We start from the raw sequence: 14,336 nt of genomic DNA on the forward strand, positions 1-14,336 counted from the left end.
ACCACTGCCCTGAAACGCTCGCAGATCTCGCTCAACGACGAGAATTTGCAGGATGCGCTTTCGGACGTTGGCCAGATCGGACGGGAATTCGGTCTCGCCATGATGGGCTCCGCAGGTCTTCTTGCGGATTCCATCGCCCTGATGGCAAAATTGACCTTCGACGACAGCCAGCGCTAGGGCTCGTGATCAGGCGGACGATGAAAGACGACAAGACCAACAAGTCCCTCGAGGACGACCAAACCCGCGACCGCGAGCGGCTCTGCATCATCGGCGTCGGCGCCTCGGCCGGCGGGCTCGAGGCGATCCGCGAGATGCTGGCCGAAGCCAAGCCCGACAGCAACCTGTCCTACGTGGTGATCCAGCATCTCGACCCCAACCACGAGAGCCTCCTTGCCGAGCTTCTGGGCCGGCACACCTCGCTTACCGTGCGGCAGGCCTCGGGCGGCGAGACCGTCGAGGCGGGAAATGTCTATATCATCCCGCCGGGCTTTGGCCTGTCGATCACCGACGGCGTGCTGAACCTGACCGAGTTCGCCCAGCCGCGCGGGTTGCGCCGCCCGATCGACGATTTCTTCGAGAGCCTGGCGCTCGATCAGGGCCGCTTCGGCGCCTGCGTGATCTTGTCGGGCACCGGCGCCGACGGCAGCGCCGGGCTTCGCGCGATCAAGGAGCACGGGGGCCTCTGCATCGTGCAGGATCCGCGCACCGCGCGCTATGACGGCATGCCGACCTCGGCCCAGTCCACCGGGCTGGTGGATTTCGTCCGCCGCCCCTCCGAGATCGTCCCGGCGATCCACCAGTTCTATGCCCACGCCCTGCGCGAGACCAAGAGCGAGACGCTCGCGGTCACCGTCGAGGAGAATCTCGAGGGCATCTTCACCGTCGTCCGCAATTTCGTCGGGCACGATTTCTCGGGCTACAAGAAATCCACTCTGATCCGCCGGGTGCAGCGCCGCATTCAGGTGCTCGACCTGTCGGATGCCAGTGCCTACCTGCAATATATCCGCGCCGAACCCAGCGAGTGCGAAATCCTGTTCCGCGAACTGCTGATCAACGTCACGCGCTTCTTCCGCGACTCCGAGCATTTCGACCTGCTACGCGAACAGGTCATCAAGCCGCTGGTCGCCAATGCCGGCAACGAGGACGAGATCCGCGTCTGGGTGCCGGGTTGCTCGAGTGGCGAGGAAGCCTATTCCATGGCGATGATGTTCGCCGAGGAAACCCGGCAGCTGCGGCGCTCGGTGCGGGTGCAGATCTTCGCCACCGATATCGATGAACAGATGCTGCGCATCGCCCGCGATGCTTCGTATCCGCAGGCGGCGCTGGTCGACATCCCCGAGACCATGCGCGACCGCTACACCATCGCGCGCGACGGCCGGTTCCAGATCTCGTCCAAGATCCGCGACATGATCCGCTTCTCCGTGCACAGCGTGGTGCGCGACCCCCCGTTCTCGAATATCGACCTGCTATCTTGCCGCAACCTGCTGATCTATTTCGGCGACACGCTGCAGAACTCGGCCCTGCCGATCTTTCACTACGCCATCAAGCCCGGCGGCACGCTGTTTCTCGGGCCTTCCGAGACCGTTGGCCGGCATGATCACGTCTTCAAGGCGATCGACCAGAGCGCCCGCATCTTCCGCCGCAACGACAGCCGCCCGGAATATCCGCTTCACCTGCGCGGGCAGGACACCGCCAACACCGCCAACCGCGATGCCAGCGCCCGCCCCAGCGCGCCCTCGCCGCGGCGCGAATGGACCGATGGCGGCGCCACTGACCGGATCCTGTCGACCTATGCCCCGGCGACGCTGCGCGTGACCTCGGCGGGCGAGATCCTCGCCTCGACCGGGCGGCTGGGCAAGTATCTCGACTTCTCGCCCGGCGACGAGACCAACCGCTTCGCGCCTTCCGTCGCGCGGCCCGGCGCGCGCGAGTCGCTCTCGGCGATCATCCGGCAGGTCGCCGAGACCAAGCGCCGCACGATCTCGCGCGATCTGACCGCGCGCTCGGAATTCGGCCGGCAGGCCTTTGACCTCATCGCCGAGCCGCTGAAGGACGGCACCATCCTCGTGGTGTTCCGCGAACGCGAGAGCTTCGAGCCGCTCGACGATGCGGATCTCGACGATCTCGACAGCATCGACAGCCACGTCCAGAGCCTCGAGGACGAGCTGCGCAGCACCCGCGTGCGCCTGCACACCACCGTCGAGGAGCTCGAGACCGCGAACGAGGAGCTGAAGAGCTCGAACGAAGAAATGATGTCGATGAACGAGGAGCTGCAGTCGACCAACGAAGAGCTCTCGACGGTCAATGACGAGCTCAAGGGCAAGGTCGACGAGCTGTCGATCGCCAATGCCGATCTCAGCAACTTCTTCGCCTCCACCGCGCTGCCGCTGCTGGTCGTCGATGCGAGCCTGACGATCCGCAATTTCACCGACGCGATCCAGGGCATCTACCCGTTCCGCAACACCGACCGGGGCCGCCCGCTCACCGAGGTGACCAGCAAGCTGCGCCGCAACGACGACGTGCTCGACGCCATCTCGCAGACCGTGCGCGACGGCGAGGTGCGCCACATGCGGGTCAGCGACCGCGAGGAGGAAGAGCGCACCTGGTCGCTGGTCATCACCCCCTACCGCACCCGCGAGGGCGAGATCGACGGCGCCACGCTGGTCTTCACCGAACTCACCGACGCGCTGCGCCTCGAGGAGGCGCTCAAGCACGAGGGCGAGCGGCTGCGGCTGGCGCTCGACGTGTCCTCGCTCGGCGTGTGGGAATTCGATCCGATCCTGAGCAGCATGAGGCTCGACGAGACCGGCTGCGGCGTGCTTGGCGTCGATGCCAACGCGCTGTCGCTCGAGAGCCTGCTCGACACCGTGCATCCCGACGACGAAGCCGAGGTGAAGGCGGCGATCACCGGCCTGACCCGTGAGGGCGACGCCATCGACCTGACCTTCAAGCGCGCCGGCACCGGGCCGAAATTCCGCTCCGTTCGCGTGGTCGGCCGACGCGTGCACAGCAAGCGCGCGGCGCGGGTGCTGGGCGTACTGTTCGACATCACCGCCGAGCAGGAGGCCCGCGACATCCGCGAGATGATGCTGCGCGAGATGAACCACCGGGTGAAGAACATGTTCTCGATCATCTCGGGCATGGTGCGCATCGCCGGGCGCTCGACGGACTCGGTCGAGGATCTGGTCGACGGCATCCAGACCCGGGTGAACGCGCTCGCGCGCTCGCACGATCTCACCCAGCGCCGCCCCGGAAGCCGCTCGCTGACGCTTGAGGACACCGTACGCGCCTCGCTCGAGCCCTATGCTGGTCAGGCGGGCTATACTGTCGACGGGCCGGAGGTCGAGGTCGAGGATCAGGACCTCACCGCGCTGTCGCTTCTGCTACACGAATGGGCCACCAACGCGGCCAAGTACGGCGTGCTCGGACCGGCGGATGGACGGCTCGAAGTGCTTTGGGAACGAAAATCCGACGGCGGTGTTAAGCTGACATGGAACGAAATCCACACTGCAACAGTTGAGCCGGACAATGGTGCGTCCGGCTTCGGCTCGACGCTTGTGCAGCTCTCTGCCGTCCAGCTCAACGGGACCGTCTCGGTGGAGTTTGGCGAACACGAACGAAGGATGACCTTGACCTATGGGCCCCTACTGCGGAACGACTGATGCCAATGGCGCGAAGCCCACTGTGCTGCTGTGCGAGGACGAGTATATCGTCGCCCTCGACCTGCAGCTGCTGCTGGAGGAGTTCGGCTACGAGGTCATCGGTCCGTTCGACAGCTTTTCCAAGGGCCTGAAGGTGCTCGACGAGGTGCGCCCCGACATGGCCGTGCTCGATGTCCGGCTGCGCGACGGCGAGGTCTTTCCGCTCGCCGACAAGCTCAATGAGCTTGGCGTCGGGCTGGTGTTCCACTCGGGCCACGTGCAAGACGCCGATATCTCCGAGAAATATGGCAACGCCATGTGCTGCCACAAGCCGATCGACACCAAGCGGCTGCAATACGCGCTGCAGAAGGTGTGCCCGGCCAGCGTCGCGCACTGAGCGCCTGTCGCGCCCCGGGAATTCTCCAAGATTGCGAGGTCTCACGCGCGACGGATGGCGTGACCCGCGCCCGTGAAGACATGAATGGCGCGGGACCGGTTCTGCACGGCCGGTCCCGCCCCATCCGCTGCGCCCCTGCCGACAGCCGCGCGTGCGGCCGCCGTCCGGGGCATCAGGCCGCGTGTTCCGCGGCGCTCCGCTCTTCCATGACTTCGGCGAAATTGGCGAAGAACTTCGCCGCGAGTTTCTTCGCTGTGCTCTGGATTAGCCGGCTGCCGAGCTGCGCCAGCTTGCCGCCGATCTCGGCCTTGGCGTCGTAGCGCAGGATCGTCTTGCCGCCCTCCTCGACCAACGTCACTTCGGCGCCGCCCTTGGCATGGCCCGCCGCGCCGCCATTGCCCTGCCCGCTCAGCGAGAAGCGGTCCGGCGCGCCGGCAGTGTCGAGCGTGACATCGCCCGCGAAGCGCGCCTTCACCGGCCCGACCTTCAGCACCACCTTGGCCTCCAGCTCGGTGTCCGAGTGCTTGATCAATTCCTCGCAGCCCGGAATGCAGCGTTGCAGCACCTCCGGGTCGTTGAGCGCCGCGTAGACGGTCTCCTTCGGGGCATCGATCACCAGTTCGTCGGCCAGTTCCATGTGGTCTCCTTCCTTCAGCAACAGGGAAATTTGATCGCCGCCAGCCGCTCGAGCTGTTCCGGCGTGGGTGCGAGGCGGCGCAGGCGGGTGAAGAGCGGAAAGCCGCGCTCCTCCTCTTCCGGGCGCTCGCTTGCGGGGGCTTGCGGGGTCTCGGGGCGCTCAGTCATCGCGGCCCGCCTCGCGCGGCGCGCGGCGCAGCATCACCAGCTCGGCCAGCACCGAGAGCGCGATCTCCTCGGGCGTCACCGCCCCGATCCTGAGACCCGCCGGCGATGACACGCGATCGAGCGCCGCCTGCGAAACGCCGCCCGCGCGCAGCTTCTCCGAGAGCGCGGCGTATTTCCTGGCGCTGCCGACGAAGGCGACGTGATCGCCGCCCGCCGCCAGCGCCTCGGTCAGCGCCGCCGCGTCGCCGGCGCCTTGCGTGGCCACCACGATGGCGCGCATCCGCGCCGCCTGCGCGCCGCCCGAGAGCGAGGTCCGCACCGCCCAGTCGAAGGTCGGGCCGAGCCGCGCCAGCGTGCGCGCCACCGGGCTGTCGCCCAGCACCACCAGCTCGGGCACCGGCAGGCAGGGCTCGATGAAGATGTCGACCGTGCCGCGCGACGGGCAGCCGTTGCGGGCATAGGTGATGCCATCGGCCACCGCGCCGGGCTGCACGCCCTTCTCGGCCAGCATATCCTCGGGCGCGACCGAGATCATCTGCGGCACGCCGCTGCGCAACGCTTCGAGCGCCGCCCGCTTGACAGCGCCCCTTGTGCAGCCGCCGCCGAGAAACCCGTGCAGGATGGTGCCGTCGGCAGAGAGCAGCGCCTTGGCGCCCGGCTTGGCCGCGGTGGTGCCGGCGGTGCGCACGATGGTGGCGAAGGCAAAGGGCTCGTCGCGCTCGCGCAGCGCGCTGACCTGCTCGGCCAATTCGGCGGGCATGAGATCGGTGGGCATCATAGCTTTGCCAGCTCCCCTTCCAGTGCAGCGAGATCATTGAGCGTGTTGGCCGGGGCAAAGAGATCGAGATGCGGAAGCGCTGCGGCCATGCCCGCAGCCACCGGCGCATAATCGCGCCAGCCTTTCAAAGGGTTGAGCCAGAGGATACGGCAGCCGCGCCGCCGCAGCCGCGCGAGCGCCTCGTCGATCTGGCCCGGCGCGCCGGTGTCGTAGCCATCCGAGAGGATCATCACCACCGTGCGGCCATCGACGAAGCGCCGCGCATAGGTCTCGGAAAACCGCCCGAGGCTCTCGCCGATCTTCGAGCCGCCGCCGAACCCGTCGGCCATCAGCGACATCCGCCCGATGGCGCGCAGCGCGTCGGTGTCGCGCAGGGCCTCGGTGATGCGCACGAGGCGGGTGTGGAAGAGATAGGCGTCCGCCGTCGGGTCGCCGCGCATCAGCCCGGCGAGGAAGGCCAGGAACACCTGCGCATAGACCGACATCGACCCCGACACGTCACAGAGCGCCACGATGCGGCGCGTCCGGTCGGGCCGGCGGCGATGCAAGAGCCGCACCGGCTCGCCGCCGGTGGCGAGGCTGGCGCGGATGGTCTTGCGGAAATGCAGCCGGTCGCCGCGCCGCGCGGCAATGCGCCGCCGCGAGCGCCGGTCGCGCAGCGCTGCGCCCAGTCTGCGGGCCACCGCCTCGGCCTCGGCGATGTCCTCAGGCCGCACCAGATCGCGGAGGTCGGTGCGGCGGAGATTGCGCAGCTCTGTCGCGACAAGCTTGCCTTCTCCACCGCTCTCGGCCGCTCCCGTCCCCTGATCGGGGGCCACCGATTGACCCGCCCCGCCGGCATCCTCGCCTGTCCCCACACGCGAGGAATGCACGGCATCCTTGCCCTTTGGCGCGCTCTGGCGCCTAGGGGTGAACTTAGAGCGGACGCGGCCCGCGTCCATCCAGTAGGCAACGAAGAGCGCGTCGAACCGCTCCGCCTCCTCGCGGCTTCCGGTGCAGACCGCGCGCAGCGCGCGACGCGCCTCCTCAGGGTGCGCCGCCTCGACGAAGGTGAGCGCCGAGAGCGCCTCCGAGGTCTCGCCCGCCCCGAGCCGCAGCCCGTTGGCGCGCAGATGCGCGAGAAAGCCCGCCATCCGTGCCGAAGGCCCCGGGTCGCGCCCGGCGAAGCGGGTGACCCGGCTCATGCCGCCCGCCCCGCCAGCCGCGCCGCCACTTCCGGCGTCACCTGCGCCCGGTCGGAGCGGGTCTTGAGCAGGGTGGTCAGCGTGGCATGCAGCGCCGCCGGGTCGCGGCTCAGATCGGCGATGCCGAGCCCCATCAGCGCGGCGGCGAAATCCAGCGTCTCGGCGATGCCGGGCACCTTTTCGAGCTCTTCCCGGCGCAGCGCCTGCACGAAGCCCACGATCTGCCGGCCGAGCCGCTCTTCCACGTCAGCGCAGCGGCGGCGCAGGATCGCCAGCTCGGTCTCGGGGTCGGGATAGTCGACATAGGCGAACAGGCAGCGCCGGCGCAGCGCGTCCGAGAGATCGCGGGTGCCGTTGCTGGTCAGGATCACCACCGGCTTGCTGGTGGCGGCGATGGTGCCGAGCTCGGGCACGGTGATCTGGTAATCGGCGAGGATCTCGAGCAGATAGGCCTCGAACTCCTCGTCGGCGCGGTCGATCTCGTCGATCAGGAGCACCGGCGGCTCGGCCTGGGTGATCGCCGCCAGCAAGGGCCGCTCGAGCAGGAACTCGCGCGAGAAGATGCGCTGCTCGACGGCCGCGCCGGTCTCGCCATCCTCGGCGGCGGCGCGGATGGTCAGCAGCTGGCGCTGGTAGTTCCACTCGTAGATCGCCTGCGCCGCGTCGAGCCCCTCGTAGCATTGCAGCCGGATGAGCCGCGTGTCGCGCGCCACCGCCAGCACCCGCGCCACCTCGGTCTTGCCGACGCCCGCCGCGCCCTCGAGCAGCAGGGGTCGCTGCATCGACAGCGCCAGATGCAGCGCCACCGCGAGATCGTCGGAGGCGACGTAGTCCTGTGCCGCCAGCGCGGCCTGTAGATCGGTCCAGCTCATGTCATGCTCCGCCTGCGGGGGCGAGGCTGCGCCCCGCCCCCTCGAAGGCGCTCAGCCATGCAGGCCGAGCCGGTTGGCGGTCTTCCAGATGCGCCAGTGATCGTGCGGCATCTGGGTGTGGGTCAGCCCGAAGGCGCGGAACGCATCGTTGACCGCGTTCGAGAAGCACGGCACGCCGCCCACATGCGGGCTCTCGCCCACCCCCTTCGCACCGATCGGGTGATGCGGGCTCGGGGTGACGGTGTGGTCGGTCTCGTAATTGGGCGTCTCCCAGGCGGTGGGCAGGAAGAAGTCCATCAGCGTGCCGGTCTTGACGTTGCCGAGATCGTCATAGGCGATCTCCTGCCCCAGCGCGACGGCGAGCGCCTCGGTGAGGCCGCCATGCACCTGCCCCTCGATGATCATCGGGTTGATCCGCGTCCCGCAATCGTCGAGCGCGTAGAAGCGACGGATCTCGGGCACGCCGGTGTCGACGTCGATATCCATCACGCAGACATAGGCGCCGAACGGGTAGGTCATGTTGGGCGGGTCGTAGTAGCTCACCGCCTCGAGCCCCGGCTCGATGCCCGGGATGGCCTGGTTGTAGGCGGCGAAGGCGATCTCCTTCATGGTCTTGAAGCGCTCGGGCGCGCCCTTGACCACGAAGCGGTCGATGTCGAACTCGACATCGTCGTCATGCACCTCGAGCAGGTAGGCGGCGATCATCTGCGCCTTGGCGCGGATCTTGCGCCCCGCCATCGCCGTGGCCGCCCCCGCCACCGGGGTCGAGCGCGAGCCATAGGTGCCGAGCCCGTAGGGCGCGGTGTCGGTGTCGCCCTCCTCGATGGTGATGCTGTCCGCCGGCAGGCCGATCTCGGAGGCGAGGATCTGCGCGAAGGTCGTCGCATGCCCCTGCCCCTGGCTGATCGTGCCGAGCCGGGCGATGGCCGAGCCGGTCGGGTGGATGCGGATCTCGCAGCTGTCGAACATGCCAAGCCCGAGGATGTCGCAGTTCTTCACTGGCCCTGCGCCGACGATCTCGGTGAAGAAGGTCAGCCCGACCCCCATCAGCTTGCGCGTCTTGCCGGCCTTGAAGTCCTCGACCCTCTGCGCCTGCTCTTCGCGCAGCCCCTTGTAGTCGACCGCCGCCAGCGCCTTGTCCCAGGCGGTGTGGTAATCGCCCGAGTCGTATTCCCAGCCCAGCGCCGACTGGTAGGGGAACTGGTCCTTGCGGATGAAGTTGATCCGGCGCAGCTCGGCGGCGTCCATGTTGAGCTTGATCGCCAGCACCTCGATCATCCGCTCGATGAAGTAGATCGCCTCGGTGACCCGGAACGAGCAGCGGTAGGAGACCCCGCCCGGCGCCTTGTTGGTATAGACGCCGTCGACGGCGAGATAGGCCACGGGGATGTCATACGAGCCGGTGCAGATGTTCATGAACCCGGCCGGGAACTTGGTCGGGTCGGCGCAGGCATCGAAACCGCCGTGATCGGCGGTGGTGTGGCACCACAGACCGGTGATCTTGCCCTCCTTGGTGGCGGCGATCTTGCCCTGCATCCAGTAGTCGCGGGCGAAGGCCGTCGACATCAGGTTCTCCATCCGGTCCTCGACCCATTTCACCGGCTTGCCAGTGACGATCGAGGCCACCACCGAGCAGACGTAGCCCGGGTAGACCCCGACCTTGTTGCCGAAGCCGCCGCCGATATCGGGCGAGATCACCCGGATGTTGTGTTCCTCGATGCCCGAGAGCAGGCTCACCACGGTGCGCACCGCGTGCGGCGCCTGGAAGGTGCCGTAAAGCGTGAGCTTGCCGTTGACCTTGTCCATCGAGGCGACCGAGCCGCAGGTCTCGAGCGGACAGGGATGGGTGCGGTGGTAGTAGACCATCTCCTCGGCCACCACCTCGGCCTCGTCCAGCACCTGCTCGGTGGTCTCCTTGTCGCCCACCTCCCAAGTGAAGATGTGGTTGTGATGCTTGCGCGGCCCGTGCGCGCCGTCGGCGCCGGGCTCGAGATCCTCGCGCAGCACGACATCGGATTTCAGCGACTCGAAGGGATCGACGATGACCGGAAGATCCTCGTACTCGACCTCGACCAGCTCGACCGCGTCGGCGGCGACATAGCGGTCGCGCGCCACCACGAAGGCCACTTCCTGGCCCTGGAACAGCACCTTGCCGTCGGCCAGCACCATCTGCTTGTCGCCTGCCAGCGTGGGCATCCAGTGCAGCCCGAGCGGCGCCAGATCCTCGGCGGTCAGCACCGCCACGACGCCATCGAGCGCCAGCGCCGCCGAGGCGTCGATCGACTTGATGCGCGCATGGGCATAGGGCGAGCGCACGAAATCCCCGTGCAGCATCCCCGGCAGCTTGATGTCGTCGACATAGTTGCCTTTTCCTTGCGTGAAGCGCAGATCCTCGACCCGCCTGCGCGAGCATCCCATGCCCTTGAGCCCGGCGGTGCGGTCCTCGCGGCTTTCGACTTCGTCCTTCATTCCGCGGCCTCCTGTGCTGCATTCATCTCCGCCGCGGCGGCGAGAATGGATTTCACGATGTTCTGGTAGCCGGTGCAGCGGCAGAGATTGCCCGCCATGCCGAAGCGCACCTCCTCCTCGGTGGGATTCGGGTTCTCCTCGAGCAGCTTGGTGGCGCGGGTGATCATCCCCGGCGTGCAGAAGCCGCATTGCAGCCCGTGATGCTCGCGGAAGGCACGCTGCAGCGGGCTGAGGTCATCGGGCGTGCCGATGCCCTCGATGGTGGTGACCTCGGCGCCATTGGCCTGCGCCACGAAGAGGGTGCAGGATTTCACCGTCTTGCCGTTGACGATCACCGTGCAGGCGCCGCAATGCGAGGTCTCGCAGCCCACATGCGGGCCGGTCAGGTTCAGCCGCTCGCGCAGCGCGTAGATCAGCAGCTCGCGCGGTTCCGCGAGGAACTCCTGCGGCTCGCCGTTGACGGTCAGTTTGACGTGCATCTTCTCGGACATGGTGCTCTCCTCAGGCCCGCGACCAGGCGCGCGCGATGGCGCGGCGCAGGATCACGGCGGCGGCGTGGCGCTTGAACTCCACCGGGCCGCGGTTGTCTTCGCTGGGGTCGATCTCGCCCAGCATGGCGGTGACGGCGGCCTCGACGGCCTCCGGCCCCAGCTCGGTTCCGACCAGCGCTTGCGCCGCCACCTCCGACCAGACCGGCGTGTCGCTGAGATTGGTCATGGCGATGGAGGCCGACGCGCAGGACGCGCCCTCGCGGCGGATCATCACCGCGGCGGCGGCGGTGGCGTAATCGCCGATCTTGCGCTTCTGCTTCTCGTAGGCATAGCCGCCCTCGGGCGCCGCGAAGCTGACCGCGGTCAGCACCTCGTCATCGCCGCGGTCGGTCATGTAGGCGGCCTCGTAGAAATCGCGCGCCGCGACCTCGCGTTCGCCCTCGGGGCCGATGAGCGTGAAGCGCGCATCGAGGCATTGCATCAGCCCCGGCATGTCGTTGCCCGGATCGCCATTGGCGACGTTGCCGCCGACGGTGCCCATGGCGCGGACCTGCGGATCGGCGATCTGCAACGCCGCCTCGCGCAGGATCGGCGCCGCCTGCGCCAGCTCGGCGCTGGCGATGATCTCGGCCTGCGTCACCATGGCGCCGAGGCGGATCTCGCCGCCGGAGACCGTGATGCCCGAAAGACCCTCCACGTCTTGCAGGTCGATGAGATGCGGCACCTCGGCCATGCGCAGCTTCATCATCGGGATCAGGCTGTGCCCGCCCGCCATCACGCGGGCCTCGTCGCCATGGGTCTCGAGAAGCGCGAGCACCGCGGCCATATCCTTTGGACGGTAATACTCGAACGGAGCTGGAATCATCGACTGTCCTCCCTTACAGCCACGTTTCTTGCTGCCGGGGAGACTGCATGCAGCGGCATGCGCTGACCTCAGGAAATGCTTGATTTCCGCGGTTTTTGCACGAAATGCGCCTCAGCCTGCACGAGTTGCGACGACCTGCGCCGACAGCGCCGCCTGCACATCCTTGAGATGCGAGCGGCTCACCGGCACCGGCGGGATCGCCTCCGAGGCGAAGGCGCAGGCGCCCTTGTCCTTGCCGCGCTCGAAGCGCGCCACCTTGTCGGGATTGACCACGTAGCTGCGATGCACCTTGAGGAAACCGCGCGGCAGCAGCCGCTTCGTGGCCTCGGTGATCGGCCAGACGCAGAAGTAGCGCTCGGTGTCGGTATAGACCTGCGTGTAGTGCCCGTCGGCGCGCAGAAAGGCGACATCGCGCGACCGCACCAGCACCCGCGTGCCCTCGCGCTCGCAGGGGATGTTGAGCGCACATTCATCGGCCTGCGGCGCCGGCGCGGCGGCGGCGGGCGATGGCGGCGCTGGCGCGGCCTGCGCGACCGGGGTCGGCTCTGCCGCCGGGACGCCTGCGGCCACTGGCCCTTCCCCGCTGCCCCCGAGGAAGGTCGCGCCAACCCAGAGGAAGGCGCCGAAGATCACGAAGCTCGACAGGATCACTCCCAGCGCCATGACTTCGTTGCTGATCAGCGGCCCGAACTCGGTCACCTCGGGGCGGGCGACGAACCGGGTGCCGGCCATGGCAAGGAAATGCACCGCGAAGACCGCCGCCCCGAAGCACAGCGTGCCGAGCGCGATGGTGCGGTTGGAGCGCACCCCGTAGGCGATGCCGAAGGCCAGCACGCAAAGCCCGATGGCGATGATCGAAGACAGGATCAGCCCGGCGGGGGTATAGACCGCCCGGCAGAGCTGCATGCCGGCCATGCCGATATAATGCATCGCGAGGATCCCCGCCCCGACGATGGCGCCGGCGGCGACGATCACCCGGCGCGTGCGCGTGGTGAAATGCAGCAAGACCAGCGCCAGCGCCACCATCAGGATCGCCACCAGCGCCGAGGCCAGCGTGATCGCGGCGTCGTAGTAGAACAGGATCGGCAACTGCAGCCCGAGCATGGCGACGAAATGCATCGACCAGATGCCGCCGCCCAGCGCCACCGAGGCCAGCGCCACCGCCAGCTTGCGCTGCGGCACGGTCCGGCGCGACATGTCGCGGGTCAGCGACAGCCCGGTCGCGCCCGCGACAAGCGCGACGACGAGCGAGGCCACCACCAGCCACGGGTCATGTCCGAACGCAAGAAACTCCTCCATGCCGCAGAAGATGCGACATAGGCCCGGTCAATGCAATTGCAGCCTGCACCTGTTCAGATGCTTTCCCCGCTGCGCCTCGCCCGGCCGACCGATCTCGCGCGGGCGGCCCTGCCGGACGCCTCCGGCGGGAATATTTTTGACGAAGAGAAGACAGCGGGCGCCGCGCCCTCACCTTCTCTGGTTTCCAAATACCTCGGGGGAGTCCGCGCTTGCGCGGGCGGGGGCAGCGCCCCCAACCTGCGACGGCGGGCCTCAGCCCATGCGCTCGGAGGCGTAGCTACCCGGAGAGGCCGGGAACACCACCGTCTTGTTGCCATTGAGGAAAACCCGGCGGTGGATATGCGCATGGATGGCGCGGGCCAGCACCTGCGCCTCGACATCCCGGCCGAGCGAGACGTAATCCTCCGGCGATTGCGCGTGGGTGACGCGCACCGTGTCCTGCTCGATGATCGGGCCCTCGTCGAGATCGGCGGTCACGTAATGCGAGGTCGCCCCGATCAGCTTCACGCCGCGCTCGAAGGCCTGCTTGTAGGGGTTCGCGCCCTTGAAGGAGGGCAGGAAGGAGTGGTGGATGTTGATGATCCGCCCCGACATCACCCGGCACATCTCGTCCGAGAGGATCTGCATGTAGCGCGCCAGCACCACGAGCTCGGCGCCGGTCTCCTCGACCACCTCCATGATCCGCGCCTCGGCCTGCGGCTTGTTCTCCTTGGTCACCCGGATGTTGTGGAACGGGATGTCGTGGTTCACCACCACCTTCTGGTAATCCATGTGGTTCGAGATCACCGCCACGATGTCGATCGGCAGCGCCCCGATGCGCCAGCGGTAGAGCAGGTCATTGAGGCAGTGCCCGAAGCGCGAGACCATGATGATGACCTTCATCTTCTCGGCCTCGTCGTGGAACTCGTACTCCATCCCGAAGCGCTTCGCGGTCTCGGCGAAGCGCTCGCGCAGTTGCTCCAGCGTCGCGTCCTTTTCCGACATGACGCTGACGCGCATGAAGAAATTGCCGGTCTCGAAATCGTCGAACTGCGAGCTGTCGGTGATGTTGCAACCCTGCTCGGCGAGGAAGGCGGCGATCGCCGCGACGATGCCGCGGGTCGACGGGCAGGTCACGGTGAGGGCGAATTTGCTCATGCTCAGGTCTCCAGTCGTTGGGCGGCCGCGGAAAGCGCGTGCCAGAGGCTTTCCGCCGCCGAGCGCATGCCCAGCACCGCCAGCCGGGTGTCGCCGGAACGAATGACGAAGACGCTCATGTGATGCATGCGCGTGCGCGTCGCGCGACGGGGCGAAAGCGACGCGGGCGGCAGGTTGACCAGCTTTTCCGCCAGCGCCAGAAGCGCCTGCCCGCCCACCTCCGAGACGATCTCGAACACCACCCAGCCATCGGTCTGCTCGGTGACCGAGCAGCCGGGCGCCTGTTGCCGAACCGCGGCGGCGAAATCCTCCTCGGCGCGGCCTTGGGCGGCGATCATCCACTGGCCGGGGCCGGTCCAGAGCGCCTCGACGCCCTGCCCCGCAGCCCGGACCACATCT

General features: G+C 67.9%; 13 protein-coding genes. 2 read left to right on the forward strand and 11 right to left on the reverse strand.

The genetic code is table 11. From position 1 onward, the window contains the following. The first annotated feature begins 197 nt into the window (after nt 1-197). The gene (locus tag AC6RA4_RS15265; protein WP_500161721.1) at nt 198-3,662 is read left to right on the forward strand and encodes a CheR family methyltransferase; all 3,465 of its coding nucleotides are present in this window, start codon (nt 198-200) and stop codon (nt 3,660-3,662) included. After that, complete coding sequence (locus AC6RA4_RS15270) at nt 3,637-4,038, forward strand: response regulator (protein WP_500161724.1); 402 nt, start codon at nt 3,637-3,639, stop codon at nt 4,036-4,038. Before AC6RA4_RS15265 ends, AC6RA4_RS15270 begins: the two co-directional genes overlap by 26 nt. 172 nt (nt 4,039-4,210) lie before the next feature. On the opposite strand, the gene AC6RA4_RS15275 is transcribed toward AC6RA4_RS15270, so the two are convergent. The 11 genes from AC6RA4_RS15275 to AC6RA4_RS15325 all read right to left on the reverse strand — a co-directional run. Then, nucleotides 4,211-4,675 carry an SRPBCC family protein gene (locus tag AC6RA4_RS15275; RefSeq protein WP_500161726.1) on the reverse strand — a complete coding sequence of 155 codons (465 nt, stop codon included), beginning with the start codon at nt 4,673-4,675 and terminating at the stop codon, nt 4,211-4,213. Nucleotides 4,676-4,689: 14 nt separating this feature from the next. Next, the gene (locus AC6RA4_RS15280; protein WP_500161728.1) at nt 4,690-4,842 is read right to left on the reverse strand and encodes a hypothetical protein; all 153 of its coding nucleotides are present in this window, start codon (nt 4,840-4,842) and stop codon (nt 4,690-4,692) included. Then, complete coding sequence (locus AC6RA4_RS15285; RefSeq protein WP_500161730.1) at nt 4,835-5,617, reverse strand: XdhC family protein; 783 nt, start codon at nt 5,615-5,617, stop codon at nt 4,835-4,837. The genes AC6RA4_RS15280 and AC6RA4_RS15285 overlap by 8 nt, the downstream gene beginning before the upstream one ends. Further along, nucleotides 5,617-6,804 (reverse strand): vWA domain-containing protein, encoded by a 1,188-nt coding sequence (locus AC6RA4_RS15290; RefSeq protein ID WP_500161732.1) that lies wholly within the window; start codon nt 6,802-6,804, stop codon nt 5,617-5,619. Before AC6RA4_RS15290 ends, AC6RA4_RS15285 begins: the two co-directional genes overlap by 1 nt. After that, a complete protein-coding gene (locus AC6RA4_RS15295; RefSeq protein WP_500161734.1) occupies nt 6,801-7,676 on the reverse strand; it encodes an AAA family ATPase in 876 nt (291 codons plus the stop codon). The genes AC6RA4_RS15290 and AC6RA4_RS15295 overlap by 4 nt, the downstream gene beginning before the upstream one ends. Before the next feature lie 51 nt (nt 7,677-7,727). Then, nucleotides 7,728-10,145 (reverse strand): aerobic carbon-monoxide dehydrogenase large subunit, encoded by a 2,418-nt coding sequence (locus AC6RA4_RS15300; RefSeq protein WP_500161736.1) that lies wholly within the window; start codon nt 10,143-10,145, stop codon nt 7,728-7,730. After that, nucleotides 10,142-10,636: a (2Fe-2S)-binding protein gene (locus tag AC6RA4_RS15305; RefSeq protein WP_500161738.1), complete on the reverse strand. Its 495-nt coding sequence runs from the start codon at nt 10,634-10,636 to the stop codon at nt 10,142-10,144. Before AC6RA4_RS15305 ends, AC6RA4_RS15300 begins: the two co-directional genes overlap by 4 nt. A 10-nt stretch (nt 10,637-10,646) precedes the next feature. Beyond that, complete coding sequence (locus AC6RA4_RS15310) at nt 10,647-11,501, reverse strand: FAD binding domain-containing protein (RefSeq protein ID WP_500161740.1); 855 nt, start codon at nt 11,499-11,501, stop codon at nt 10,647-10,649. A gap of 111 nt (nt 11,502-11,612) precedes the next feature. Next, nucleotides 11,613-12,800, reverse strand: a complete 1,188-nt coding sequence (locus AC6RA4_RS15315; RefSeq protein WP_500161741.1) for an MHYT domain-containing protein — start codon at nt 12,798-12,800, stop codon at nt 11,613-11,615. Nucleotides 12,801-13,052: 252 nt separating this feature from the next. Continuing rightward, nucleotides 13,053-13,937, reverse strand: a complete 885-nt coding sequence (purU, locus tag AC6RA4_RS15320; RefSeq protein WP_500161743.1) for a formyltetrahydrofolate deformylase — start codon at nt 13,935-13,937, stop codon at nt 13,053-13,055. A gap of 2 nt (nt 13,938-13,939) precedes the next feature. Then, a partial coding sequence (locus AC6RA4_RS15325; protein ID WP_500161745.1) for a sarcosine oxidase subunit gamma occupies nt 13,940-14,336 on the reverse strand: 397 nt, incomplete at its 5' end.

Source organism: Salipiger sp., assembly GCF_059781815.1.

Excerpts from the sequence above, each read along its gene's own strand:
- AC6RA4_RS15265 (WP_500161721.1), top strand. The coding sequence starts at position 198 with ATGAAAGACGACAAGACCAACAAGTCCCTCGAGGACGACCAAACCCGC.
- AC6RA4_RS15270 (WP_500161724.1), top strand. The coding sequence starts at position 3,637 with ATGGGCCCCTACTGCGGAACGACTGATGCCAATGGCGCGAAGCCCACT.
- AC6RA4_RS15275 (WP_500161726.1), bottom strand. The coding sequence starts at position 4,675 with ATGGAACTGGCCGACGAACTGGTGATCGATGCCCCGAAGGAGACCGTC.
- AC6RA4_RS15280 (WP_500161728.1), bottom strand. The coding sequence starts at position 4,842 with ATGACTGAGCGCCCCGAGACCCCGCAAGCCCCCGCAAGCGAGCGCCCG.
- AC6RA4_RS15285 (WP_500161730.1), bottom strand. The coding sequence starts at position 5,617 with ATGCCCACCGATCTCATGCCCGCCGAATTGGCCGAGCAGGTCAGCGCG.
- AC6RA4_RS15290 (WP_500161732.1), bottom strand. The coding sequence starts at position 6,804 with ATGAGCCGGGTCACCCGCTTCGCCGGGCGCGACCCGGGGCCTTCGGCA.
- AC6RA4_RS15295 (WP_500161734.1), bottom strand. The coding sequence starts at position 7,676 with ATGAGCTGGACCGATCTACAGGCCGCGCTGGCGGCACAGGACTACGTC.
- AC6RA4_RS15300 (WP_500161736.1), bottom strand. The coding sequence starts at position 10,145 with ATGAAGGACGAAGTCGAAAGCCGCGAGGACCGCACCGCCGGGCTCAAG.
- AC6RA4_RS15305 (WP_500161738.1), bottom strand. The coding sequence starts at position 10,636 with ATGTCCGAGAAGATGCACGTCAAACTGACCGTCAACGGCGAGCCGCAG.
- AC6RA4_RS15310 (WP_500161740.1), bottom strand. The coding sequence starts at position 11,501 with ATGATTCCAGCTCCGTTCGAGTATTACCGTCCAAAGGATATGGCCGCG.
- AC6RA4_RS15315 (WP_500161741.1), bottom strand. The coding sequence starts at position 12,800 with ATGGAGGAGTTTCTTGCGTTCGGACATGACCCGTGGCTGGTGGTGGCC.
- purU (WP_500161743.1), bottom strand. The coding sequence starts at position 13,937 with ATGAGCAAATTCGCCCTCACCGTGACCTGCCCGTCGACCCGCGGCATC.